This is a genomic window from Gemmata obscuriglobus, assembly GCF_008065095.1.
In the GTDB taxonomy this organism is placed as follows: domain Bacteria; phylum Planctomycetota; class Planctomycetia; order Gemmatales; family Gemmataceae; genus Gemmata; species Gemmata obscuriglobus.
In genome coordinates this window covers 3,954,640-3,977,220 of sequence record NZ_CP042911.1, presented here as the reverse complement: position 1 = coordinate 3,977,220, position 22,581 = coordinate 3,954,640, and the positions used below count along the sequence as shown (strand labels likewise).

Genomic DNA, 22,581 nt, shown 5'->3' with positions numbered 1-22,581 from the left:
CACGACCGGAGCCCAGTGCCACGATCCCGAACCGTCAATTTGGATCTGGTGGGAGCGGCAAGTGACTCGATCGGAAGAAAAGGTCAGCAGCTTCTACGGGTAATTGCAACTACTACTCGCCTGCTCTAATTGTGTCGTTAGGTCGGATAACGTAATTTCTCACGTATGGCCTGAGTGTGGCCACACGGGGTGTTCCGCGCCGAACGAGGTTTGGCGCGAAGAGTTCACTTCCCCTCACGATCCGCCGTACAATACCTCACATTCCGAACCGCGCCGCGCGGGCTCTCCTCTCGCGCTTGAGGGCATACGATGGCCGAGCCGAACGACCCGACCCCGAACAGCAGCGGCCCCGGCGGGTCGCAGCCCGGCACGAGGCGTGCTAACCCGCTCTTGCCCGGCGGGTGGATCGCACTGGTCGTGCTCGGCGTGATCGCGTTCGCGTTCATCGCGTTCAAAAACAACGCGCGCGAGATCGACTACTCGAAGTTCCGCGACCTGATGGACTCCGGGCAACTGAAGTCGGTCACGCTGCTCGGGCCGGACCGGGCCGAGGGCGAGGTCCGGGACCCGGATTCCGCCGCCGCCAAGAAGCTCGAGCTGGGCAAGACCGGGCGGTTCGCGGTCAACCTGCCGCACTCGAACGACCAGCGCCCCCTCACCGCCGAGATCGAGAAGGCGGACCAGAAGTACCGCGAGGAACTGAAGAAGGCCGCCCCCAGCCAGGCCGAACCGGAGCGGGTGGTCATCAACCGCCGCGACGAGCCGACCCCGTGGCTCGGGCCGCTCCTGCTGCAGCTCCTCATCGTCTTCGGCCTGGTCATGGTGTTCGTGGTGTTCTTCCTGCCGCGGCTCCGCGACCCGATGGGCGGCGGGTTCATCAACAACTACATCCGCAGCCCCGCGAAGCGGTACGAAAAGGGCAAGGGCCGGGTCACGTTCGAGGACGTGGCCGGCATGGAGTCGGCCAAGCGCGAGCTGACCGAGATGGTCGACTACCTCAAGGACCCTGCGAAGTTCACCCGCGTCGGCGCCACCGTGCCGAAGGGGGTGCTGCTGGTCGGCCCCCCGGGCACCGGCAAGACGCTGCTCGCCAAGGCCGTCGCGGGCGAGGCCAACGTGCCGTTCTTCGCCATCAGCGGCAGCGAGTTCATCCAGATGTTCGTCGGGGTGGGCGCGTCGCGCGTGCGGGACATGTTCCGCACCGCGAAGGAGCACTCGCCGTGCGTCATCTTCATTGACGAGATCGACGCCGTGGGCCGGATGCGCGGCGCCGGGTACGGGGGCGGGTCCGACGAGCGGGAGCAGACGCTCAACCAGATCCTGAGCGAGATGGACGGGTTCCAGCCGTCGGAAACGGTCATCGTGATGGCCGCGACCAACCGCCCGGACGTGCTCGACGCCGCGCTCCTGCGCCCGGGCCGGTTCGACCGGCACATCACCGTGGACCGGCAGTCGTGGAAGGGCCGGCTCGAGATCCTGAAGGTCCACACCCGGAACAAGCCGCTGTCGGACAAGGCGGACCTGGAGCGGATCGCCCGCAGCATGGTGGGCATGAGCGGAGCCGAACTGAAGAACCTGTGCAACGAGGCGGCGCTGCTCGCTGTGCGGGCGGGCCGCAACAAGATCGAGCAGATCGACTTCGACCGCGCGGCGGACCGCGTCCGGCTCGGCAGCCAGCGCGAGGAGCCGTACTCGGATAAGGAGAAGCGGCGCACCGCGTACCACGAGGCCGGGCACGCCCTGTGCGCATACCTGATGCCGTCCGGGATGCAGGCGCTGGACCGGGTGTCCATCATCCCGCGCGGCCGCGCCGGCGGGGTGACGATGTTCCAGCAGGACGAGGAGCGGGTGGACTACTCGCAGAGCGAGCTGAGCGCGATGCTGGTGATGTCGATGGGCGGGCGGGCCGCGGATAAGCTGGTGCTCGGCGAGCCGCTCTCGGGGGCGGTGGGCGACCTCAAGCAGGCGACCCGCGTCGCCCGGGTGATGGTCACCCAGTTCGGCATGAGCGACCGGGTCGGCCCGGTGTACCACCAGCAGGGCGAGGAGCACGTCTTCCTGGGCAAGGAGATCACGGAGTCCCGGGCGTACAGCGAGGGCACCGCGCGGCTGATCGACGAGGAGATCCAGCGCATCCTCAGCGACGCCGAGAACCGGGCGACGGAACTGGTGAAGACGCACCGCGACAAGCTCGACCTGCTGGCCGACGCCCTGCTGCTGCACGAGGAGATCGACCGGGCGGAGGTGGAGAAGCTGATGAACGGCGTGTCCGTGGCGGACCTGCGTCCGGAAACGCCGAAACCGGTCGCCGCCGCGCCGGTGCCGCAGCCGGAACCGACCATCACGCCAGAGGTTCCGCCCAAACCGGGCCTCGCGTTCGGCGGAGCGTGATCGCAGTCTCAGGTCCACAAATCTTGAGTGGTCTCAGGTCCACAAGTCGCAAGTCCCAAGTCGAAGGCCGCAATCAGTGCCTCCGACTTGGGACTTGCGACTTGTGGACCTGAGACCACACAAGATTTGTGGACCTGAGACTCTTCGGCTACTCGCTTAATGGCAGCCATTCGGTCACATCGAAGCGGGCGTGCGGGGCGGTTTGTGGTGCGGCCAGCGACTGGTAATAGGCCGGCTGGCACACGGCCAGCAACTCGGCCAGTTCCGTCGGCAGCAGGTTGGTGCGCTCGCGGCAGAACATCAGGTCCGTCGCGGACCCGCTCACCGGAATCATCAGGGCGCTCGGGACGGCCTTCTTGACCAGCCCCGCGAACGCCTTTCCGGACTCGCTGTCGGGAACGAGCACGAACGACTGCGCCCCCGCGTCCGAGCCGCACGGCGGGACGGCGCGGGCATAGTAGTCGCGGATCCGCGTCGGCAGGTCCGCCTTCCGCGCCCGCGACGTGGACACTTCCACCTCCGTCACGTCCGTGACGGGCAGCAACTCGCTCAGGAACGCCGTCGTCTGCTCGACGATGGGGGCCACGAGGGTGCGGCTCATGTCGGCGTTCAGTAGGCACAGCGCGGTCAGCCCGCCGCGCGGCTCCAGCACCAGCTTCTGGAGCGCGATCTCCAGCCGCAGCACGTCGTCCGGCTTCATCGACTTGACAACCCGCCGCGCGGACCGGTCGAGATGCGTCTCGCCCGACGGCAGCACCACGTTGAGTGTGTTCGTGGGATGCAGCGTCTGCTGAAGTGCTTCCTCGGACATCGCCGCCACGGGGGTGTCCGAGGACACAGGCAGGTTCGCGATCGGGCACTCCAGGGTGGCGAGCAGCACGTCCAGCCGGGTGCGGCAGTACCCCAGCTCACTGACCCGCTCGTCCACCTTCGTGCGCAGCGCGCGGTAGAACTTGGCGGTCGCGTCCGCCAGGTCCTCCTGGAGCCGGATTCGGGTGAACGCCCGGAGCTGGTCCAGGAAGTGCCGCATGCTGCGACCAGACCGGCCGCCGAAGAAGCTGAACGTGCCGCTGCCCGCCTGGCACACATCGAGCGCGGCCTGCACGTCGGCCCGCACTTGGCGGGACTTCACCTCGAGCTGCTGGGTGCGGGCGTCCGCGGCGGTGGCCCACTCGCCGCACACCACCGCCAGCCGCCGCAGCGCCGAGCCGATCGCGCCGAGCCGGCGCCCGGGCAGCTCCTCCAGCGGCCGCACCACCGCCTCGAACTCGTTGCCCCACATCTCGGCGACGCGCTTCACCGCCTCGTCCCACACCTTCGACGTGCGGCTCCTGCGGACAGAGCTGTCCTGCTCGCCGGGCGGGCGCAGCCCGATGAGGTCGCGGGCCTGCTCCCACACGGCGCGCGACCACGCCGCGGCGTCCGGCCGCCGCCCGGTCGAGTTGAGCTGGGCCTCCAGCCCGTTGAGCCAGCGCTCGATCTGGTCGCCCGGGCCGCCCTCCTGGCCGCGCACGGCCTCCTGCTCGAGCTGCCCGCGGACCGCGTCGGGCTTCAGCCGCGGGTCGGCGGTCGCACGGTTCACCGTGTGCTGAACGGAGGTCGGGTCGAGCGGGTTGGCGTCGGATTTCCACTCCCGGAGCAGGCCCACGCAGATCTTCTGCGCGGCGGCGCGGAGCAGCAGCCCGCGCGGGAACCAGACCCCGTAGGTGCCGAACGAGCGGAACGGGCTGCGGTCGAACCCGACCGGCCGGGTGCGCATCTGCTGCAGCGCCGGCCCCAGCGGGGTGGTCATGTCGTGCGACACGTACCCGGCGAGGTGCGACAGACAGTCCCGGAAGGCGCCGGCCGTGCGCTCCGGCATGGGCATCAGGTAGGTGGCGGTGAACGGGAGCCCCTGGCTCTCGACCTTCGGCCCCTCCGGGCCGCCGTAGTGCGCGACGAACTGCACGTCCGGGTCGGCGTAGTGGTTCAGCTCGGTGACGGCGGCGTACAGGTTCGCCAGCTCCTGGTCCGACATGCTGGGGTCGTTGGGCGCGGACGCGTACACGAACGCGGTCACCTGGGTCTCGGCCGGGGTGACCCGGGCAAGCACCCGGCGCACCGCGTACCCCAGGTCGATGAGCATGCCCCCGGACCCGCCGGCGGCGCTGGCGAACACGTACACCTGCGGCGTGTTGTCCCGCACCTGCAGCCCGGTCTGGTCGGACGACTGGGACAGCGACTCGGGGTGCGTGGCGATCTGCAGCTCGCGCCGCAGGCGGGTGACGAAGCGGAGGTAGTTGTCGCAGAACGCGAGCCGGCCGAGGGCGCGCGAGCCGCCCGCGTGGAGGCTCCGCGGGATCGCGTACAGCTTCTCCCGCGGCAGCCAGTCCAGGATCTGTTCGAGCTGGCGCCGCCGGTACTGAGTGACCGGCTGGAGCGGCACCGGGAACACCTCGTCGGTGCCCAGCGCCACGTCCGGCGGGGCGCTGACCGCCTTCGTCACCGCGTCGGGGTCGCAGTCGACGTACAGGAACCGGAAGCACGGCACCTGGACCACGTCGCCGACGCGGTCGGTGAGCCGGCACCGGAGTTCCTGCAGCGCCCGCCGCCCGAAGCTGCCCACCCCGATGAGGATGGTGGGGCGCAGCACCCCCACCTCCCGTTGCGGCGCGGTGGCGCCGAGCAGGTGCTCCTCGTCGATATCCGAGTCCGGCTCGGCCCCGGCCGACTGGGGCGCGGGCCGGTCGAGTACGGCCGCCCGCCCGCCCCCGCCCCGCGGCGCCGCCGGCGGGGTGAGGTCCACGTCGTGGACCGTGCGGCCGGCCTTCGCCCACGCCCCGGGCTCGCGGACGCCGCTGCCGGACCCGCTCCCGTTCGGGTCGCGGGTGCCCAGCGCGCGGACGAACGCGGTGCAACTGGGCCACCGCTCGTCCGGGTTCTTCGACAGCGCGCGGGCGACCACCGGGCGGTCCGCGTCGGGCAGCATCGACAGGTCCGGCGGTTCGCTCATGTGCTGGAGCGCGAGCTGCCGGATGTTCTTGCCCGGAAACGGCCGCTTGCCGGTCAGCAGCTCGACGTACACGATGGCGAGGCTGTACTGGTCCGAGTGCTTGCTGATCTTGTTCTGGAACGTTTCCGGCGCGGCGTAAATGGGGGTGACGCCGCCCATCAGCCCCGACGAGCTGGACCGCTCGAGCTGCTTCACGAGCCCGAAGTCGGCCACCTTCACGCGGTCCGCAACCATGAACAGGTTGCGCGGCTTCACGTCCAGGTGCTGGAGGTTGTGCTTTTCGATCAGGTGGTCCAGACCGACGGCCGCGTCGTCGAGGAAGCCGAGCAGGATGTCGCGCGGGACGCCGGGCCGGCCCGCCTCCTGGTACTCGACCAGGCACTCGTGCAGGTTGCGGTCGGCCAGCTCCATCACGATGACCAGCTCGCCGCCGACGTCCTCAATGCGGTCGATCTGGCACACGAACGGGTGGCGCACCTGCTTGACGCGCTCGAGCGCCTTCATCTCCTGGACCGCGCGGGCGTCGTCGCCGTCGAGCGCGTGGAGGTTGCCGTATACGAACTTGATTGCCTTCTGGATGCCCCCCGGGGCGATGCACTTCCACACCTCGCCGAACCCGCCGGTGCCGATGGGTTCGAGGAGCCGGTATCCGGGCAGCGGTTCGCCGTCGGGCTCGCGGAGCCAGTTCATAGCTTGGGGTGCCCTGTAACCCGGTCGGCGGACGGACCGTCCCGGCTGCGCGTTCCATGAAAATTCCCGGTTGAACCGTAAGTCACTCCCCGCCAGAAGTCCAGTCGGCCGATCGAACTGAGGCGAAGTCAAAATTCGGCCAGAAATCGGATCATTAAGCCACGGGCACGCGCGCGAACGTTGTTGCCGCTGATTGGTGCGGGTGGCCGGATGCGACCGGCCCCATGCCCGCGACGCCGCGCCATCACGCTCAGTTCGTGGGCGCGTCTGGTATTCCCGTCGTGAGTTACCCGTTTCGGTTTTCGGCACGCGCGCTGCTACTGTCGGACGGCGTACCGCCGGAGCCGGGTGGTTATTGGAGTACGCAGATGCGTCTGTTGCCCCTGTTCGCACTCGTTGTCGGGTTGTCGGCGCTGGGGTGTAACAAGAAGCCGCCCGCACAGTCCAAGGATGTCGGGCCGCCCAAGGTTACCGTCGCCGCCCCGCTCGTGCGTCCCGTGACCGAGTTCACGGAACTGACCGGCACGCTGGCGGCGGTCAAAACGGCCGACATTCGTGCGCGGGTGAACGGATACGTTCAGAAGGTGCTGTTCCAGGAAGGGGCCGAGGTCAAGGCCGGAGCGAGGCTGATCGAGATAGACCCCGAGCCGTTCCAGGTCGCACTCGGCCTGGCCGAAGCCGGGGTCAAAAGCGCGGAGGCGCAGCGGGAGCAGGCGGCCGCGAACGAGGCGCGGGTCAACAAGACGCTTATGGCCGGAGCCGCCAGCAAGGAAGAGTACGACCAGGCGCGGGCCAACCTGCTCGTGTCGAAGGCCAACGTCGAGAAGAGCCAAAAGGACGTCGAACAGGCGAAGCTGAACCTCTCGTACACCACCATCGTTGCCCCCTTCGACGGGCGCGTGGACCGCATCTTCGTGAACGAGGGGAACGTGGTCACTGGCGGCACCGGATCGGGCACCGTGCTGACCCGGGTGACCACTGTAGACCCGACCTACGCGTACTTCACGGTTGATGAGCAAACGGTGCTCGCGTACCTCCGGCGGGCGCAGCGCGAGGGGCGGGTGTCATCGGCACCGGGCACCGGCCCGCCGGTCGAGATCCAGTTGCGCGACGAAACCGGCTACCCGCACAAGGGCACGATCGACTTCGCCAGCTCCGAGCTGAGCCCTTCGACCGGCACCCTTCAGATTCGAGGCACGTTCCCGAACCCGGCGCCGCGGCTGCTCCGTCCCGGTCTGTTCGTGCGCGGCCGCATCCCGCTGAAAACCGCGACGGAAGCGACGCTGATCCCCGACGACGCGGTTCAGAGCGACCAGGCGGAGCGGGTGGTGTACGTGGTCGGCCCGAACAACCGCGTCGCGGTGAAGCACGTCAAGCTCGGGCCGCAGTCGATGGGGTTGCGGGTCGTCGAAGGGCTGGCGCCGGCGGATCGGGTCATCATCAACGGCCTGGCACGCATTCAGCCGGATATGGAAATCGATCCCCAACCCGGTGAGATCAAGCCGCGACCAGATCCGGCGGCCCAGCCCAGTGCGCCAACCGGCAACGCGGGACCAGGGGCGCCGCCCGGGGCGAGCGGGAGCGCGACCGATCCGCCCAAGTCGAAGTGACCGCGAGTTCCCGTAGCTGGGCGGAACGGTCGACGGCACGCGAGCGTCTGGCCCTCTCCCTTGCGGGAAAGGGGTCGGACGTACGCGCCGCACCGTGAAGCGGAATGAGCCGACCACCCGAAACGAACCCCGCCTGCCTCATAACTCCGAGTGCCCATGTTCGCGCGCGTGTTCATCGACCGGCCGGTGCTCGCCTGGGTCATATCGCTCATCATTCTGTTGTTCGGGCTCGCGGCACTGTTTCGGCTGCCGATCGCGCAGTACCCCGAGGTCGCGCCGCCCACCGTCACGGTGTCGTGTACGTACCCCGGCGCGAACGCGCAGGTGGTGTCCAACAGCGTCGCCGCCCCGATTGAGTTGCAGGTGAACGGGGTCGAGGGCATGCTGTACATGTCTTCCAACTCCGGGAACGACGGTTCCTACTCGCTCACCGTCACGTTCGCCCTCGGCACCGACCTGAACATGGCTCAGGTGCTCGTGCAGAACCGCGTCCAGCAGGCCACGCCGCTGCTGCCCGAAGAGGTGCAGCGCCAGGGCGTCGTGGTGCGCAAACGCACCCCCGACATCCTGCTCATCGCCAACCTCTTCTCGCCGGACGACTCGCGGGACCAGTTGTACCTGTCGAACTTCGCCACGGTGCAGGTGCGCGACGAGATCGCGCGCATTGAGGGCGTCGGCGACGTGACCGTGTTCGGGCAGCAGGACTACAGCATGAAGGCCTGGCTGGACCCGGACAAGCTCGCCGCCAACAGCCTCTCGGCGTCGGACGTGGTGAACGCGATGCGCGAGCAGAACGTGCAGGTCGCGGCCGGTCGGGTGGGGGCCGAGCCGGCAACGCCCGGGGTGGCGTTCCAGTACACGCTCAACGCGCTCGGGCGGCTCGAAACGGTCGAACAGTTCCGCAACATCGTGGTCAAGTCCGGGGCCACCGCCTCGTCGCAGGCCGGCTCCGCCTCAACCGGCGGGGACTCCGCCAGTGCGACTAACGGTGGTATGTCCGCCGTCCCGACCAGTCCGACGCCCGCGCCGCCGTCCGACGCCCTGCTGCGGCCCATCGTGCGCCTGGGGGACGTGGCCCGCGTGGAGCTAACGGCCCGCACCCAGGACATCACGAACACCCTGGACGGGAAGGCTTCGGTAGGGCTCGCGATCTTCGCGCTGCCCGGCGCCAACGCGCTCGACGTGGCCGACCGGGTGAAGGCCAAGATCGAGCAGCTTAAGAAGCGGTTCCCGCCGGGCGTCGAGGTGGCGGTGCGGTACGACACCACCCCGTTCATCGAGCAGTCGGTGGAAGAGGTGTACAACACGCTCTTCGACGCCACGCTGCTGGTCGCGATCGTGGTGCTGCTGTTCCTGCAGGACTGGCGAGCGATGATCCTGCCGATGATCGACGTGCCGGTGTCGCTGGTGGGCACGCTGGCGGTGATGTACGTGTTCGGGTTCTCGCTCAACAACCTCACCCTGTTCGGGCTGGTGCTGGCCATCGGCATTGTGGTGGACGACGCCATCGTGGTGCTGGAGAACGTGGAGCGGTGGATCGCGCAGGGTCTGAACGCCCGCGACGCCACATTGAAGGCGATGTCCGAAATCACGGGGCCGATCATTGCGATCACGCTGGTGCTCAGCAGCGTGTTCCTCCCGAGCGCGTTCCTGGGCGGGGTGACGGGGCAGTTCTTCCGCCAGTTCGCGCTGACGATCTCTGTGGCGATGATGATTTCGGCACTGAACGCGATGACACTGACCCCGTCGCGGGCGGCGGCGATCTTCCGCGGGCGCGAGAAGACCGCGCACGAGACGACGGAAACGCTCCCGCGGTGGGGTTGGGCGCTTCTGATCGGTTACGCGGGCTACAGGCTGCTAGTCGCGCTGTTCGGCCCGCTCCGGCTGGTGCCGCCGCAGACGCCCGCGCTGGCCCTCAACCCGACCAGCGTGAAGCTGTGGGCGCAGTGGATCGGGGCGCACGCCCTGTACATGATCCCCGGTGCGGTCGTGGGCTGGCTCGTCGGGCCGCGGGCGAACGCACTCCTGCGGCGGTTCTACGCGCTATTCAACCGCGGGTTCGACAAGACCGCACACGGCTACACCTGGGCCGTCCGCCAGCTTTTGCGCGGTGCCCTGATCGTCTTGGCCATTTACGCCGGGCTGCTCGCGCTGACGTACACCGGGTTCGCGCGCACTCCCACGGGCTACATCCCGCCGCAGGACCAAGGCTACTTGCTCGTGTCGGTGCAGCTCCCGGACGCAGCGTCGGCGCAGCGCAGCCGCGCGGTGATGCAGCGGATCGACGACATCGTTCGCGCGCAGCCCGGGGTGTCGAACACGCTCACGGTGACGGGCCAGTCGTTCGTGTTAGGAGCGACCGGGTCGAACTTTGGCACCATGTTCGTGATCCTGGAGCCGTTCGAGGCGCGCAAGGGGGACATCTCGCGTAACGGATTCATGATCCTGCGCGACCTGAACGCGAAGATCCTCCGCGAGGTACAGGACGCGCAGGTACTGATCCTACCGCCGCCCCCGGTGCGGGGCCTGGGCTCCGCTGGCGGATACCGGATCATGGTGGAAGACCGCGGCGACCTCGGGCCGGAGGGGCTCCAGCGCGAGACTAACGCGCTCATCCGCGAGATCAACCAGAACCCGGCGCTGGGGGCGTCGTTCACCGTGTACCGGGCCAACGTGCCACAACTGTTCGTCGACGTGGACCGCGTGCGGTGCCGGCAGATGGGCGTCCCGCTGGCCGACGTGTTCGCCACGCTCCAGGTGTACCTCGGCGGGACGTATGTGAACGACTTCAACCGGTTCGGGCGCAACTGGCAGGTGACCGCCCAGGCGGACGCGCCGTACCGCATGAGCGCCGACACCATCCGCAACCTCCGCGTCCGGAACGACCGCGGCGAGATGGTGCCGCTGGGGTCGGTCGCGAAGATCCAGGACGTCACCGGGCCGGTGGTGATCCAGCGGTACAACACGTTCCCGGCCGCGGCGGTGAACGGGAACCTGGCCCCCGGTACGAGTACCGGCACCGGCATCCAACTGGTGACCGAGGCCGCGGAGCGTTCGATGTCCAGCCAGACGGGGTACGAGTGGACCGACATCTCGTTCCTTCAGAACCAGGAAGGGAGCACCGCGATTTACGCGTTCATGGGCGCGGTGGTACTCGTGTACCTGGTGCTGGCCGGGTTGTACAACAGTTGGTCCCTCCCGTTCGCCATCATCCTCGTGGTGCCGATGTGCATCCTGTCGGCGATCGGCGGGATTTACGGCTTCGCGCTGCTGGTGCCGGCGGTGGCACCGGAGATCAACATCTTCACGCAGATCGGGTTCGTGGTGCTGGTCGGGCTGGCGTGCAAGAACGCCATTCTGATCGTGGAGTTCGCTGAACAGCAGCGGCACGAGGGTAAGGGGCTGCGTGAGGCGATCCTGGAGTCGGTACGGCTCCGGCTGCGGCCGATCGTGATGACCAGCTTCGCGTTCATTCTTGGCGTGGTGCCGCTCGTGCTGGCCGAAGGTGCCGGAGCCGAGATGCGACGCACGCTCGGCATCGCGGTGTTCAGCGGGATGCTCGGGGTGACCTTCTTCGGGCTCGCGTTAACGCCGGTGTTCTACTACCTGATCGAGCGCTGGCTCGTCGGGGGCGAAACGGCGAAGCCGCCTGCCGACGCGCAAACCCCACCCGGGGCGGGCGGGCCGAACCCGCCCGGGGCGCCGGCCCCGGCACCCTAAAGCGAAACGAATCCGCCCACGCCGCCGAACGCTGGCTGAATGGAGAACGCGGCGGCGGTAGTTGCTCCGTGCCGACCGCAGAATGAAGGGTACTATTTAAGCGTCTTTGGCATGGGAGAGCACGCGTTCAGGAAAGGAGGCCCGGTCAGTATTTCAACAGTCCTCTTGGCACGCAGGTTGCGGTTACATCTATCGCCGGGGACGCAAGGATAGGATTCCCGGGCGTCGCACAAACGCAGAGGCCGTACCATGCAGAACGACACCGTCGACCGCACTGACCTGTACCGCCTGGCTGATGACGGGTGCCCGAACGTACCGGATCGCGATACCACGGTTCATGACCTGTCAGCCCTGTGGGCCGCACTCGGTAAAGATGCCCGAGAGGACGTGTAAGAGTTCCCGCTCACGATTGCAAAGAAAGACTGGAGGCCCGCCGACACTCGCGGCGGGAGCCCCAGAGACCGAACAACACATCCTCTGCCAGTCTTCACTGAACCGCCCGACTTCTGATCAGCAGCTCCCATTCCACAGGACCGTGCCGTCACTCACGCGGTGAACCCACCGTCGATGGTCAGGCTGGCCCCGGTCACGAACCCGGATTCCGGTCCGGCCAGGTACGCGACCATCGCCGCCACCTCGTCGACGTGCCCGTACCGCGGTAGCGCCATCAGCGCTTTCAGAGATTCGGCGAACGCGCCGTTGGCGGGGTTCATGTCCGTGTCCACCGGCCCCGGCTGCACGTTGTTGACCGTAATGCCACGCGGCCCGAGGTCGCGCGCCAGTCCCTGTACCAGGCCCAACAACGCCGACTTGCTCATGGCGTACACCGCGCCGCCCTGGAACGGCATCCGCTCGGCGTTACAACTGCCGATGTTGATGACCCGCCCGCCCTCCGCCATGTGTTTCACCGCCGCCTGCGCGGCCACGAACGCGGCCCGCACGTTGACCGCGAACGTCCGGTCGAAGTCCGCGAGGGAGAACGAGTCGATCGGCCCCATCGTGGCGATGCCGGCATTGTTCACCAGGATGTCGAGCCCGCCGAACTCGTTCGCCGCCTGCTCGACCGCTTTAATGACCGCGTCGGCATCCGAGGCATCGGCCTGAATCGCCAGCGCCCGCACGCCGAGGGCCTTGGCCGCCTCGGCCACCTGCCCGGCCTCGTCCGGCTTGCTGACGAAGGTGAGCGCCACGTCCGCTCCCTCCTTTGCGAGGCGTTTCACGATGGCGGCCCCGATCCCACGGCTCCCACCGGTGACCAGAGCGCGTTTCCCTTTGAGCGGCTGACCCATTGACTGGCTCCTCGTTCGCACGGCTGAGGCGGCAGGCAGTTTATACGATCCCCGGGCGCGGCTTTCTCGTGCCCGGGGATCGTATTCGTAAACGGCCCGCGTGTCCGGGAATGAAGAGCGCCGGAAGAGTGCGGCGGGCGGTCGCTACCCTCGAATCGCACGCGCCGGGATTCAGGTGTGTCGGTCCTGCGGGTTGTGCATACCTCTCGTATCCCGTGAGCCGGCCCGAACCGCTCGGCTCGCGTCTTTGTGGTTACCGGTCGGCAGGTTAGAATGGGTGAATGAAACCCACCGCGACACCCGGTCCGTCGACCTCGGACCCAACACTGACCTTCTGGGGCGCCGCCGGTGGCGTCACCGGCTCCATGCACCTCATTGAGACCGGGAACCACAAGATCCTGCTCGACTGCGGCCTCCACCAGGGGCGCCGCGAAGAAGCCCGCCAGCGGAACGGGCACTTCCCGTTTCACGCCCATCAGATCGATGCGGTTATCGTCAGCCACGCCCACATCGACCACTGTGGCAACCTGCCGACGCTGATCCGCCAAGGGTTCGACGGGCCGATCTACTGCACGCCGCCCACCCGGGACCTGCTCCGGGTGATGCTGGCCGACAGCGCCAAGATCCAGGAAGAGGACGCGGCGCACATCAACATCGCGCGGAACTACGCCGAGCCGTGGGTGCAGCCGCTGTACACGGTCCACGACGTGGAGAAGGTGTTCACGCGGCTGGTGTCGGTGCCCTACGGCCGCGAGGCCGACGTGACGAAGACCGTGCGGTTCCGGTTCATTGAGGCCGGGCACGTGCTCGGCTCCGCGATGGTCCACGCGACGATCGCGGCGCCGGACCGCGACCGCACGCTCACCTTCAGCGGCGACATGGGCCGCCGCGGGCTGCCGATCCTCAAGCCCACCGGCGCCGTCCCCCCCGCGGACGTGCTGGTCTGTGAGAGCACTTACGGGAACCGGCTGCACCGCTCGTTCGCCGAAACCGTGACGAAGCTCTACGCCGCGATCCGCGACACCGTCGAGCGCGGCGGGAAAGTGCTGGTCCCGGCGTTCAGCCTCGGGCGGACGCAGCTCATCATTCACGTCCTCCAGCAAGGGCTGCGCGAGGGGAAGATCCCGAAGATGCCGGTGTACGTCGACAGCCCGCTGGCGTCGGAGGTGGCGGAGGTGTACCGGGCGCACCCGAACAGCCTGTCCGCGGAGATCGCACAGGCGCTTCGCGAGGGGCACGGGTTGCTCGGCGGGGACGGCGTCACCTACGTGCGGGATTTCGAGGAGAGCACCCTGCTGGCGACCCGGTCCGGCCCGGCCGTGATCATCGCGTCGAGCGGGATGTGCGACGCGGGGCGCATCCAGCAGCACCTGAAGCAGCTGGTCGACGACCCGCGCTGCAGCATCATCCTCGTGAGCTTCCAGGCACCGGGGACCGTGGGCCGGAAGCTGATGGAGCCGAAGCCGACGGTGCGGTTTCAAGGCCGCGACTGGAACAAGTGGATCGAGGTGGTTCACCTGGACGGGTTCAGCGGGCACGCGGACAAGAACGATTTCACGGCGTACCTGAAGGGACTGGCGGGGCAGGTCGGGAAGGTTCGCCTGATCCACGGGGAGCGCGAGCAGGCGGACGCGCTGGCCGACACGCTTCGCGGGCTGGGGTTCGACGACGTGGCGGTGCCGGTCCCCGGCGACCGGGTCACCATCGGCTAGGCCGATCGCTTCTCGGCCGCTGCTGTGGTACCCACCACAGCGATATTTCTGAACCGTGAGCGACTCTGCAGATCCGCCGACGGCTAGACCGCGGGCCGCCACTCGCCCCCCTCTGAAGCCCGCACCCGGGCGATACACTGGTCAACCAGCGTACCCGCTGCGTCCACCGTCAGACCCGACCAGTGCCGCGCGATGCGGGACAGGTCGGCGCGGGTCACCACCACCGCGCCCAGCCACAGCTCACTCGACGCTCCCGGCATTTCCGTCTGGAACCGCAGCCGCGCCCGGCCACCTTCTGTCAACCACGTCAGGAACGCTGTGGTTTGCTGTTCTTGCATTTCGGCTCCCGTTACGATGTGCTGCGACAGTTCGCAGGATACCACACCCCGCCCCGGACGCGTCACGTAATCCGCGGGCATTTTACTTTTTCGATCAAATATTTATTTTTATATAAATAAGTCTCCTTTTCACCCGTACCAGGATATCATGAGACCGGGCGGTACTTCCCGCCCGCGTGCAGGTGATGGCCCAACTGGGCCGGGGGACCGATCGTGGCAAAGAACTTGTTCGTCGGCAACATGTCGTTCGCAACTGGCGAGGAGCAACTCCGCGAAGCGTTCGCTCAGTACGGCACGGTGACCAAGGTACAGGTCGTGACGGATCGCGAGACCGGACGGCCGCGCGGGTTCGGGTTCGTTGAGATGAGCAGTGGTGGAGAGCAGGCCATCCAGGCACTCAACGGCACCCAACTGGACGGGCGGAGCCTGACCGTCAACGAAGCCAAGCCGCGTGAAGGAGGCGGGCGAAGCAATGGCGGTGGGGAGCGCCGGTACTGAGAACCGACGCCGGCACTAACTGTCGATGGCAAAGCACTTCGGGAACGTTGATCGGAATGTCAGCAGCGGCCGGATTCCCGGGCCGTATGATGTGCCACCCCGTGGGATCTTGGTGGCGGTCGCCTCCGAGTTGACGCATCAGCTCGGAGGCGGTGACGACTCAGAACGGGCGCTCTTTCCGGACCGGTTTGCCGAGCGCCGCCTTCTTGATCGCGCGCAACCGGTTCGCCTCTTTCCGGTTCCGCAACTCGCACGGCTTCACGTAGTACTCGTGAGCGCGGACCTCGCGCTTCAGCCCGCTGCGCTCGACCAGCTTTTTGAAACGCCGCAGGGCCGCACCGATCGGTTCCCGATCGTGCACCCGCATTCGCAAACCCATTACGCCTCCTGGTAAAGAGAACCGCTGCCTCACTCTATCGAGTCAGCGCCGGGTAACCCACCCGAACACGTCAGACCGTACGCCCGCGTGCCGCGGCGGGTCGCTGTGTCGCGTCCGCAGCAAGTGAATCTGTCTGCGGCGTTCAAGAAAAGTGAGCGCGCTTCTGTGCACGTCAGGAGCGTTTGCTTTTTTGGTAAGCCCGGTTCTCGTCCGGCCAGTAGTACCGGCTCTGATGGGGTGGGGTCGGGATGACCAGTTCGAGGGCTTCGAGCAGCGCCGCCGAGTAGGTGAGCGTCCCGGCGTCGTGATCGTACACCGCGAACAGGGTGTAGTCTTGAGGGTGGACCAAGACGCTGGACAACGGGTCCCGCCACAACCACCCGCGATCGAGCATGGCGCGGACCTGTTGTTCGGCGTTGAACGGCTCTTTTGATTTCACAATGGTACTCGCGAGCTGAGGGTGATTGTTAATGTACGGACCGGGTGATGCGTCCGCGCTTTAATAACGGCTGAATCGGTCGGGACCGTGCGTTAGAACGCGTGGCGAGAGTTCAGGGCCAGATGCGAAGATCGGGCCGCGTTCTGGCCCCCAGGCCCAACCGAATTTCAACTGTTTGACCCGAGGCAGAGCAATTACCCGGTGCCGCCGGGTTCCGCGGTCGGTTCCGACTGTGAACAGACCGAGCGCGGCTCCGTCGGCCCCGCAACGAGACCACCCTGACCCGCCATTGACCCGATCGCGTGCAGCAATTCGCCCGGGTCCACCGGCTTGATGAACTGCATATCGAAGCCGCACTGAGCCACCCGCTCGCGGGTCTTGTCGTCGGCATGGCCCGTGAGTGCGATCAGGGCCGGCCCGCCCGAGCGGTCTGCGGCGCGCACCTCAGCCGCCACCTCGCAGCCGTTCATATCGGGCAGGGAAAGATCGAGAATGACAACTTGGGGCGCCAGTGAGGCAATCGCCTCCATGGCCGCCCGGCCGCTGTATCGCACGTGAACCACGCCGCCGCAAATGGCCAGCAGGTCGCACAGCGAATTCGCGCCGTCCCGGTTGTCATCAACAATCAGTATCCGAAGACCGCGCAAGCCCGCGTACGGCGTACCGCCCCGCATCGTGGACAAGAGGTCCGATTCCGTGCGCATGAGTCGTCTCGGGCGAGAGGTGCGCGGCCCATTATAAACGTTGTGAGCGGCCGCCCGCACATTATTCGGGCCGCATTCCGCCGGCCCGCCGGCGGTTCGCGATCGAGCCGCCCCCCTTTGGCGGATCTGGAAAAATGGCGCGGATCGGACGCCCCGCCGGCCACCACGTCGAGCGGTGCCCCATCGTTATCGTGGCCGACGCCGGTTGCGGGCGAGTTGCTCCCGCGCGAGGGAACTGTTACGCTTCTTGATGACCATATATTCGCTCCAGCAGGTGACATGACGTCGTCCGGAGGGTTGCGCCCGCCGGGCAACGGGTCACGATCACGCCGCCGCTCACGACTGCGAAATTGGTCGTGGAACAAATAAGCCGGGGAAGTTGATCGCCTGGAATTTTAGAAGATTGGTAGTGCGGTCGGGTGTAGCGTGATGAGTCCAGACAACCCGTTGCTCCAGGCGCTGATCGCGGAACCCGAGGACGACACACTCCGGCTGGCGATGGCGGACTGGTTCGACGAGAACGATGATCCGGCTCGGGCGGAACTCGTGCGGGTGCAGGTCGAGTTGGCCCGCGGCGTGACCGATCGCGCGCGCCGGTGCGAACTCGAGTTGCGGCAGCGGGATCTGCTTGTTGCCCACGACCGCGAGTGGGTCGCGCCGCTCGCTTGGCTGCTGCACTGCGAGCCGGGACAGTGGGGCGGGTGGGTGTTTCGCCGCGGGTTCGTGGAGTACTTCAACCTGCCGGCCCCGAGGGTCATTAAGTACGGCGCGGGGCTCGCGCGGCTCACGCCGGTGCGCGAGCTGTTTCTCCGGCCGTGTTCGCCCGGCAGTGTGTTCGTACTGTGCCGGAACCTGCCGTGGGTGCGGAGTGTCACTCGTCTGTACCTCGACGTGCGCGGGCTGACCGACGCTGCCGCACTCGCGCTGGCGGAGTGCCCGAGTTTCGCCGGGCTGCGCGTGCTCTGGTACGCCGAGGGGGCGATGTCCGACCGCGTCCGCGACCGGTTCCACCAGCGGTTCCCGTTCGCGACATCCGGCGGATTCTGAGCGGGTGACACCCATGAACGACCACGACGCGCTGCTGCGGGCGATCGGCGAACAGCCGGAGGAAGACACCCCGCGCCTCATGTACGCGGACTGGCTCGAAGAGCAGGATCAACCCGAGCGGGCGGATTTCGTGCGCAACCAGGTCGCATTGAACCGGCCGGGGCTGAGCGGCGAGGAGCGCACCCCGCTCGTGCGCAAGAATCGGTTCTACCTCGACAACTGGGTCCCGTCATGGAAGGCCGAACTGCCCCGCATTCCCGGCATCGAGTGGGGCGATTTCCGGCGCGGGCTGATTGAGGAGGTGCTGGCCGACGGCCCCGCTTCGGTGGTGGACCGTGCGGCGGAGATCTTTGCGGTTCCGGGCATCCACATCTTGCGGCTCCGGTGGCTGGTGCCGCACCGGGCGCGGTCACGGGTCCAGGACCTCGCGCGGCGGCCCGAACTGGAGCGGTTGCGCGCCCTGCGGCTGGTCGCCGGGCGGGCGGACGCCTCGGCACTTCGGGCGCTGGTCAATTCGCCCCACCTAGGGCGGCTCTCCGTGCTGGACCTGCACGGGAACTATGCCGACGACGACACCGCGGCCGCCCTCGCGGACGGCCGGTTCCCGGCGCTGGCCGAGTTGTGGCTCGGATCGAATCCAGTAGTTTCAAGTTGGGCGATTTATGAGTAGCGGGCCGCATGGGTTTACCGGTCAATGGTGGTTACCACGCCTCCACTGTCGGAGCCCCCATGCGACCCAAACGTCAGTCTATCCGAGCCACCCCGGCCCACGCCACCCGGCACCTCCGTCCGGTCCTGACCGACTGGCTCGGCCGTGCGGTCCAACTGCCCAAGCGTCGCCGCACCTGTACACCCGAGGTGGTGTGGCGGGTGGTGCTGTTCGCCGCGGCGTTCGCCCGCTCGGTGGCCGCGGCCTGTGCCGCGATCGCCGACGCCCCGTCCGGGCAGGCCATCTGGGATTGCTTGTACCTCACGCTGCCCAAGCGGCGCCGCACCCTCGAGCGGCGGTTGCGGCCGGCCCTCCACGCCCCGCTCGGCAAGCGGAAGCGGGCGGCTCGGGTCGCGATCGACTACCACCGGATCGGGTACTTCGGGACGCCGAACCGGGACACCACCCGGTCCAAGGGGGCCGGCGGCACCCACACGTTCCACACGTACGCCACCGCGTGCCTCGTCGGGGGACCGGACCGGTACACGCTCGGGTTGACGGCCGTGGGCGAGAAGGAGCCGATGACCGCGGTGCTCACCCGGCTGTTGGATCAGGTGACGGCGGCACGGGTTACGGTCCGGGTCGCGCTGCTGGACAAGGCGTTCTTCTCGATCGCGGTGATGCGGTTGCTCCAGGCGCGGGGTGTGCCGTTCGTGATCCCGGCCGTGGTCCGGGGCCGCAAGCCCCGGCCCGGGGTGAAGGGGGTCGGGTTGCGGGCCGTGCGGCGGCGGGGCGCGGGTCGATATGCGTACACCCACGCGGATCGGGGCACCTCGGTGCGGGTGCACGTGGTGATCGCTCACAAGAGCTACCGGTACCGGCGGACCGGGGGCCGGCGGAGCAAGAAGTTACTGTACGCGGCGTGGCGGGTGAGCGGGAGCCCGGTGGCGATTCGGGACCTGTACCGGACCCGATTCGGGATCGAGAGCAGCTACCGCCAGTTGGGGCAGGTTCGGCCCCGGACCTCGACCACCGATGGGGTCGTGCGACTCCTGTGGGTGGCCGTCGGGCTGATCCTGCGTAACGCCTGGTTGTGGTCCCGCTCAGCCCGCGGCCTCGGGTGGACACTGGCGGCGGTATGCCTGATACTGTTGGCCGATGGGCTGGCACCTACAGATGGCGAAAATAAGTCCATTACTACTGCACGATCGGCCAACAAAACCAAGCCGCCAACTTGAAACTACTGGAATCTGGTCGGTCTGCGCGGCGGCCGCGCGCTGGCGGCATCGCCTCATTTCGCGGGGCTGCGCAAGCTCGACCTGCGCGGGAACAACCTCGACCACCCGACCCGGGCCGCGCTGCTCACCAAGTTCGGTTCGCGGGTGGAACTGTGATCCGCACGCCGGACGTGGGTGGGAGACGCCCGATGACGGACACCGAAGCCGCCCTGCTCCGCGCGATCGCCGCGCAGCCCGACGAAGACACCCCGCGCCTGATCTACGCCGATTACCTCGACGAAGCCGGCGCGCCGGCCCAGGTCGCTCGTGCGGAGTTCATCCGGCTCTCGGTGCAACTCGAACGGATGAAGGCCAGCCATCCGGACCGCGACGACACGCGCCAGCGTGTCAGTCGGTTGCTGTATCGCTGGGATGTGGTGTGGCAGACCGAACTGCCGCCGGGGTTCACGCGGCTGGCGTTTTACCGGCGCGGTTTTCCGTACCGGGCTGCACTGACCGCGTCTCTGGCCGATGGTGCCGACGACCCTCGGTTGCTGCTCATCGAGTACCTCGAGCTGACACCCGACGTGACCTCGCGTCGACTTGCCACCGTGCTTAAGTGGCCGATCTTCGGACGGGTAACTGAACTCGTGGTTCGCGGGCGCGGTTTGCTCTGCGAATCCGGGGCCGCGGCACTTGCGGGTGGGACGTTTCAGAAGCTGGTGCGGCTTGGCATTCCGGGGCAACAAATCGGCGACCGGGGACTGGCCGCGCTCGGGACCAGCCCCGGGTTCCCGCGGCTGCGCGAACTGGACGTGAGCTACAACGGGGTATCCGTCGCGGCACGACAGGCATTCGGCCGGTCCCCGCTCGGAGCGCGGCTGAAGCGCGTGCTCGATTGGGGCGAGGTAACACAGTAACACGTTGCGCGGGTGCGGCGCTCGGGATACCGCGCTCCAAACGCCCGCATCGCGCGTGTGCAACAATCAACATTCAGAAGCCCGAGGCCCATACAAACAGCGACTTATACCAAATCCGCTTGAAGAGTAACTACTCGGCAGTGCGTCGGTTGCACCCGCCGGCTGACACCGGCGGTTCGACCGCGGCTCGTCGAACCGCCGGTGTCAGCCGGCGGGTGGCGCCAGTGCTGTGCACAACTGAGTTCAGGGATCCTCGTTGGGCTTGTGGGCTTGTCGACGCCGTTGGACGGAGGTGTGTGCCCCCTTCTGTTTCGCGGCGTGCGGGTGGGCACGGGGCGCCTTGTTGCGTGTCTTGTCCCAGCCCGGCTTCCACATCGTGCCCAATAACTGATCCAACAACGTTCCCACACTCTCTGCCGTCTGATCCGTCGGGATCAGGGACACGATCATCGACACCTCGACCAACTCCTTGAGCGCGGCCAACTGACGATGCCAGTCCGTGCAGAACTGCGCCGTCGAGAGGTCGTCGATGGTCACCTTCCGCTTCGCAACCACATAGCCCTGGAGGACCTGCACCACGTTCGCGAGGACGAAACACATCGACGCCTGAAACACGGTCGCCTCCGGTGTCGAACCGATGAACCGACCCAGGGCGAAGATCGCCGTCACCTTTTGGAACGTGCCTTCGATGGTCCACCGGATGCGGTACAGGTCCAACAGATCGGTCGCCGGGTATGGGGCCGAATCGAGCAGGTCCGTGAGGATTGTAATCGCTTCGCCCACCGGGCGCGCGACGGTGATCCGCCGGACGTACCGGCGGAGCTTGTCCTTGGGCTTCCCGGCCCACCCCCATTCTTCGACCACGGCTCGTTGGGATGGGTCCGCGGTCGTGACCGCGGGGCGCTTCGGGTCGGGTTCGAACGACAGGGTCCGCGCGTACCGCACCACGAAATGACCATTGTCCTTGGTGAACTCGGCGAAGTGCTTCGACGCACAGAACAACCGATCCCCGACCACCAGTTTCGCCGGACCGCCTCGGGCGTGCACTCGGGGCATCAAATCGGGGATCAGTTTGGCCTCGTTGGTTTCGCCATCGAGATCGGCCGCCATGTCGAGCACCAACCCGTCACGGGGCCGGTACGCCACGAGCAGTTTTCCGCCCAAGAGCTTGCCCGGTGTGCCCCGCGTGTCGACGAGTCGCTTGGCCACCTTCTTGAGACTCTTGCCGTCGAGGATCAGAACCTCCAGGCGGTCGAAGGAGGTCGGAAGGCGGTGCGCGACGACCTCGGGGAACAGGGCGGTGAACCGGTCGGTGACGTCCCGCAGGAACGCTTCGCTCAGGCCCCGGGGGATGCGCCGGAGCTTGCCGTAGAACGCTTCGTGGCACCCGTCGTCGGGTTGCCGGTGGCGTCGCAGGTGGGCCTGCCGCCCCGAGCCCTGGTGTTCGATGAGCGCATCGAAGATCCAGGTGACCAGTTGGGCGAAGGTCACGACGTCCTCATAGCCGCGTCCCCGATGTCGCTCGTAGAGGTCCGCGAGGACCGGGTCGGGAACGCCATAGGCGAAGAGTGCGAGCGACGCGTGGGCCAGTGGCAGGCCCTCCAGGACCTGGCGCGCGAAGTCCGTGGGCGCGTGCGGTTGGGAGCGTGGGACGCGCTGATGAGGTGGCAGAATCACGGTGACCTCCATGTCCCGGGTCGCGGACCCCGCACCACCCCGCGTCCCACGACCACTCGGTTAACCCCAATTTCGTCGCAGTGAAAACCCTAAATCAGCAATCCGCAATCAGTTATACAAATCCAAGATGTGCATAGCACTGGGGTGGCGCTCCCAATCACCGATACTCTTCAATCGGATTTGGTATTACGCGCAAGCGCCTCCGCGCCGCACGCATCCTCTCGACAACCGCGCTTCGGGCGCAGTACACTACAAAAACACTACACGTCGAGCTCTGCCATCCGGCCCGGCGTATATCTCCGAGGTTCG

17 protein-coding genes are annotated in these 22,581 nt (G+C 67.4%); 10 read left to right on the top strand and 7 right to left on the bottom strand.

Features of this window, described 5'->3' with window-relative positions; all coding sequences use genetic code 11:
• The first annotated feature begins 309 nt into the window (after positions 1-309).
• Complete coding sequence (gene ftsH, locus GobsT_RS16530) at positions 310-2,391, top strand: ATP-dependent zinc metalloprotease FtsH (protein ID WP_010050096.1); 2,082 nt, start codon at positions 310-312, stop codon at positions 2,389-2,391.
• Between the two features lie 148 nt (positions 2,392-2,539).
• Here the strand turns inward: ftsH and GobsT_RS16525 are convergent, their stop codons facing one another.
• Positions 2,540-6,073 carry a tubulin-like doman-containing protein gene (locus GobsT_RS16525; RefSeq protein ID WP_109571056.1) on the bottom strand — a complete coding sequence of 1,178 codons (3,534 nt, stop codon included), beginning with the start codon at positions 6,071-6,073 and terminating at the stop codon, positions 2,540-2,542.
• A gap of 368 nt (positions 6,074-6,441) precedes the next feature.
• Here GobsT_RS16525 and GobsT_RS16520 point away from each other — a divergent pair, with 368 nt between their 5' ends.
• From GobsT_RS16520 to GobsT_RS37820, 3 genes are all read left to right on the top strand, one after another.
• Positions 6,442-7,683 carry an efflux RND transporter periplasmic adaptor subunit gene (locus GobsT_RS16520; protein ID WP_010045125.1) on the top strand — a complete coding sequence of 414 codons (1,242 nt, stop codon included), beginning with the start codon at positions 6,442-6,444 and terminating at the stop codon, positions 7,681-7,683.
• A gap of 156 nt (positions 7,684-7,839) precedes the next feature.
• Entirely contained in the window at positions 7,840-11,403 is a 3,564-nt protein-coding gene (locus tag GobsT_RS16515) for an efflux RND transporter permease subunit (protein WP_010045124.1), read from the top strand.
• 249 nt (positions 11,404-11,652) lie between these two features.
• Complete coding sequence (locus GobsT_RS37820; RefSeq protein WP_010045123.1) at positions 11,653-11,796, top strand: hypothetical protein; 144 nt, start codon at positions 11,653-11,655, stop codon at positions 11,794-11,796.
• 152 nt (positions 11,797-11,948) lie between these two features.
• Here the strand turns inward: GobsT_RS37820 and GobsT_RS16510 are convergent, their stop codons facing one another.
• Complete coding sequence (locus GobsT_RS16510) at positions 11,949-12,692, bottom strand: 3-oxoacyl-ACP reductase family protein (protein ID WP_010045120.1); 744 nt, start codon at positions 12,690-12,692, stop codon at positions 11,949-11,951.
• A gap of 281 nt (positions 12,693-12,973) precedes the next feature.
• Here GobsT_RS16510 and GobsT_RS16505 point away from each other — a divergent pair, with 281 nt between their 5' ends.
• Entirely contained in the window at positions 12,974-14,404 is a 1,431-nt protein-coding gene (locus GobsT_RS16505) for an MBL fold metallo-hydrolase (RefSeq protein WP_010045117.1), read from the top strand.
• 83 nt (positions 14,405-14,487) lie between these two features.
• On the opposite strand, the gene GobsT_RS16500 is transcribed toward GobsT_RS16505, so the two are convergent.
• Positions 14,488-14,742, bottom strand: a complete 255-nt coding sequence (locus GobsT_RS16500; protein WP_010045114.1) for a hypothetical protein — start codon at positions 14,740-14,742, stop codon at positions 14,488-14,490.
• A gap of 213 nt (positions 14,743-14,955) precedes the next feature.
• Between GobsT_RS16500 and GobsT_RS16495 the strand changes: the two genes are divergently transcribed.
• Complete coding sequence (locus GobsT_RS16495) at positions 14,956-15,240, top strand: RNA recognition motif domain-containing protein (protein ID WP_010045112.1); 285 nt, start codon at positions 14,956-14,958, stop codon at positions 15,238-15,240.
• A 160-nt stretch (positions 15,241-15,400) separates the two neighbouring features.
• Here the strand turns inward: GobsT_RS16495 and rpsU are convergent, their stop codons facing one another.
• From rpsU to GobsT_RS16480, 3 genes are all read right to left on the bottom strand, one after another.
• Entirely contained in the window at positions 15,401-15,607 is a 207-nt protein-coding gene (rpsU, locus tag GobsT_RS16490; RefSeq protein WP_010045109.1) for a 30S ribosomal protein S21, read from the bottom strand.
• 184 nt (positions 15,608-15,791) lie between these two features.
• On the bottom strand, positions 15,792-16,058 hold the full coding sequence (locus tag GobsT_RS16485) for a hypothetical protein (RefSeq protein ID WP_010045107.1): 267 nt from the start codon (positions 16,056-16,058) through the stop codon (positions 15,792-15,794).
• Between the two features lie 194 nt (positions 16,059-16,252).
• Entirely contained in the window at positions 16,253-16,762 is a 510-nt protein-coding gene (locus tag GobsT_RS16480; RefSeq protein WP_010045105.1) for a response regulator, read from the bottom strand.
• 429 nt (positions 16,763-17,191) lie between these two features.
• Between GobsT_RS16480 and GobsT_RS16475 the strand changes: the two genes are divergently transcribed.
• The 4 genes from GobsT_RS16475 to GobsT_RS38805 all read left to right on the top strand — a co-directional run bounded on the left by GobsT_RS16475 (position 17,192) and on the right by GobsT_RS38805 (position 20,595).
• Positions 17,192-17,809 (top strand): TIGR02996 domain-containing protein, encoded by a 618-nt coding sequence (locus tag GobsT_RS16475; RefSeq protein ID WP_029601113.1) that lies wholly within the window; start codon positions 17,192-17,194, stop codon positions 17,807-17,809.
• A gap of 13 nt (positions 17,810-17,822) precedes the next feature.
• Positions 17,823-18,479 carry a TIGR02996 domain-containing protein gene (locus GobsT_RS16470; protein WP_010045097.1) on the top strand — a complete coding sequence of 219 codons (657 nt, stop codon included), beginning with the start codon at positions 17,823-17,825 and terminating at the stop codon, positions 18,477-18,479.
• A gap of 59 nt (positions 18,480-18,538) precedes the next feature.
• Positions 18,539-19,696 carry a transposase gene (locus GobsT_RS16465; RefSeq protein WP_010033207.1) on the top strand — a complete coding sequence of 386 codons (1,158 nt, stop codon included), beginning with the start codon at positions 18,539-18,541 and terminating at the stop codon, positions 19,694-19,696.
• A 188-nt stretch (positions 19,697-19,884) separates the two neighbouring features.
• Positions 19,885-20,595, top strand: coding sequence for a TIGR02996 domain-containing protein (locus GobsT_RS38805; RefSeq protein WP_148087765.1), 711 nt, complete (start codon positions 19,885-19,887; stop codon positions 20,593-20,595).
• Between the two features lie 243 nt (positions 20,596-20,838).
• Here GobsT_RS38805 and GobsT_RS16455 read toward each other — a convergent pair whose 3' ends face one another.
• On the bottom strand, positions 20,839-22,272 hold the full coding sequence (locus GobsT_RS16455; RefSeq protein ID WP_162097345.1) for a transposase: 1,434 nt from the start codon (positions 22,270-22,272) through the stop codon (positions 20,839-20,841).
• Positions 22,273-22,581 lie beyond the last annotated feature (309 nt).

What these genes read in the sequence shown, in the direction of transcription:
- GobsT_RS16470 (WP_010045097.1), top strand. Translation starts at nt 17,823, where the DNA reads ATGAACGACCACGACGCGCTGCTGCGGGCGATCGGCGAACAGCCGGAG.
- GobsT_RS16505 (WP_010045117.1), top strand. Translation starts at nt 12,974, where the DNA reads ATGAAACCCACCGCGACACCCGGTCCGTCGACCTCGGACCCAACACTG.
- GobsT_RS37820 (WP_010045123.1), top strand. Translation starts at nt 11,653, where the DNA reads ATGCAGAACGACACCGTCGACCGCACTGACCTGTACCGCCTGGCTGAT.
- rpsU (WP_010045109.1), bottom strand. Translation starts at nt 15,607, where the DNA reads ATGCGGGTGCACGATCGGGAACCGATCGGTGCGGCCCTGCGGCGTTTC.
- GobsT_RS16500 (WP_010045114.1), bottom strand. Translation starts at nt 14,742, where the DNA reads ATGCAAGAACAGCAAACCACAGCGTTCCTGACGTGGTTGACAGAAGGT.
- GobsT_RS16520 (WP_010045125.1), top strand. Translation starts at nt 6,442, where the DNA reads ATGCGTCTGTTGCCCCTGTTCGCACTCGTTGTCGGGTTGTCGGCGCTG.
- GobsT_RS16480 (WP_010045105.1), bottom strand. Translation starts at nt 16,762, where the DNA reads ATGCGCACGGAATCGGACCTCTTGTCCACGATGCGGGGCGGTACGCCG.
- GobsT_RS16465 (WP_010033207.1), top strand. Translation starts at nt 18,539, where the DNA reads ATGCGACCCAAACGTCAGTCTATCCGAGCCACCCCGGCCCACGCCACC.
- GobsT_RS16515 (WP_010045124.1), top strand. Translation starts at nt 7,840, where the DNA reads ATGTTCGCGCGCGTGTTCATCGACCGGCCGGTGCTCGCCTGGGTCATA.
- GobsT_RS16525 (WP_109571056.1), bottom strand. Translation starts at nt 6,073, where the DNA reads ATGAACTGGCTCCGCGAGCCCGACGGCGAACCGCTGCCCGGATACCGG.
- ftsH (WP_010050096.1), top strand. Translation starts at nt 310, where the DNA reads ATGGCCGAGCCGAACGACCCGACCCCGAACAGCAGCGGCCCCGGCGGG.
- GobsT_RS16475 (WP_029601113.1), top strand. Translation starts at nt 17,192, where the DNA reads ATGAGTCCAGACAACCCGTTGCTCCAGGCGCTGATCGCGGAACCCGAG.
- GobsT_RS38805 (WP_148087765.1), top strand. Translation starts at nt 19,885, where the DNA reads ATGACGGACACCGAAGCCGCCCTGCTCCGCGCGATCGCCGCGCAGCCC.
- GobsT_RS16510 (WP_010045120.1), bottom strand. Translation starts at nt 12,692, where the DNA reads ATGGGTCAGCCGCTCAAAGGGAAACGCGCTCTGGTCACCGGTGGGAGC.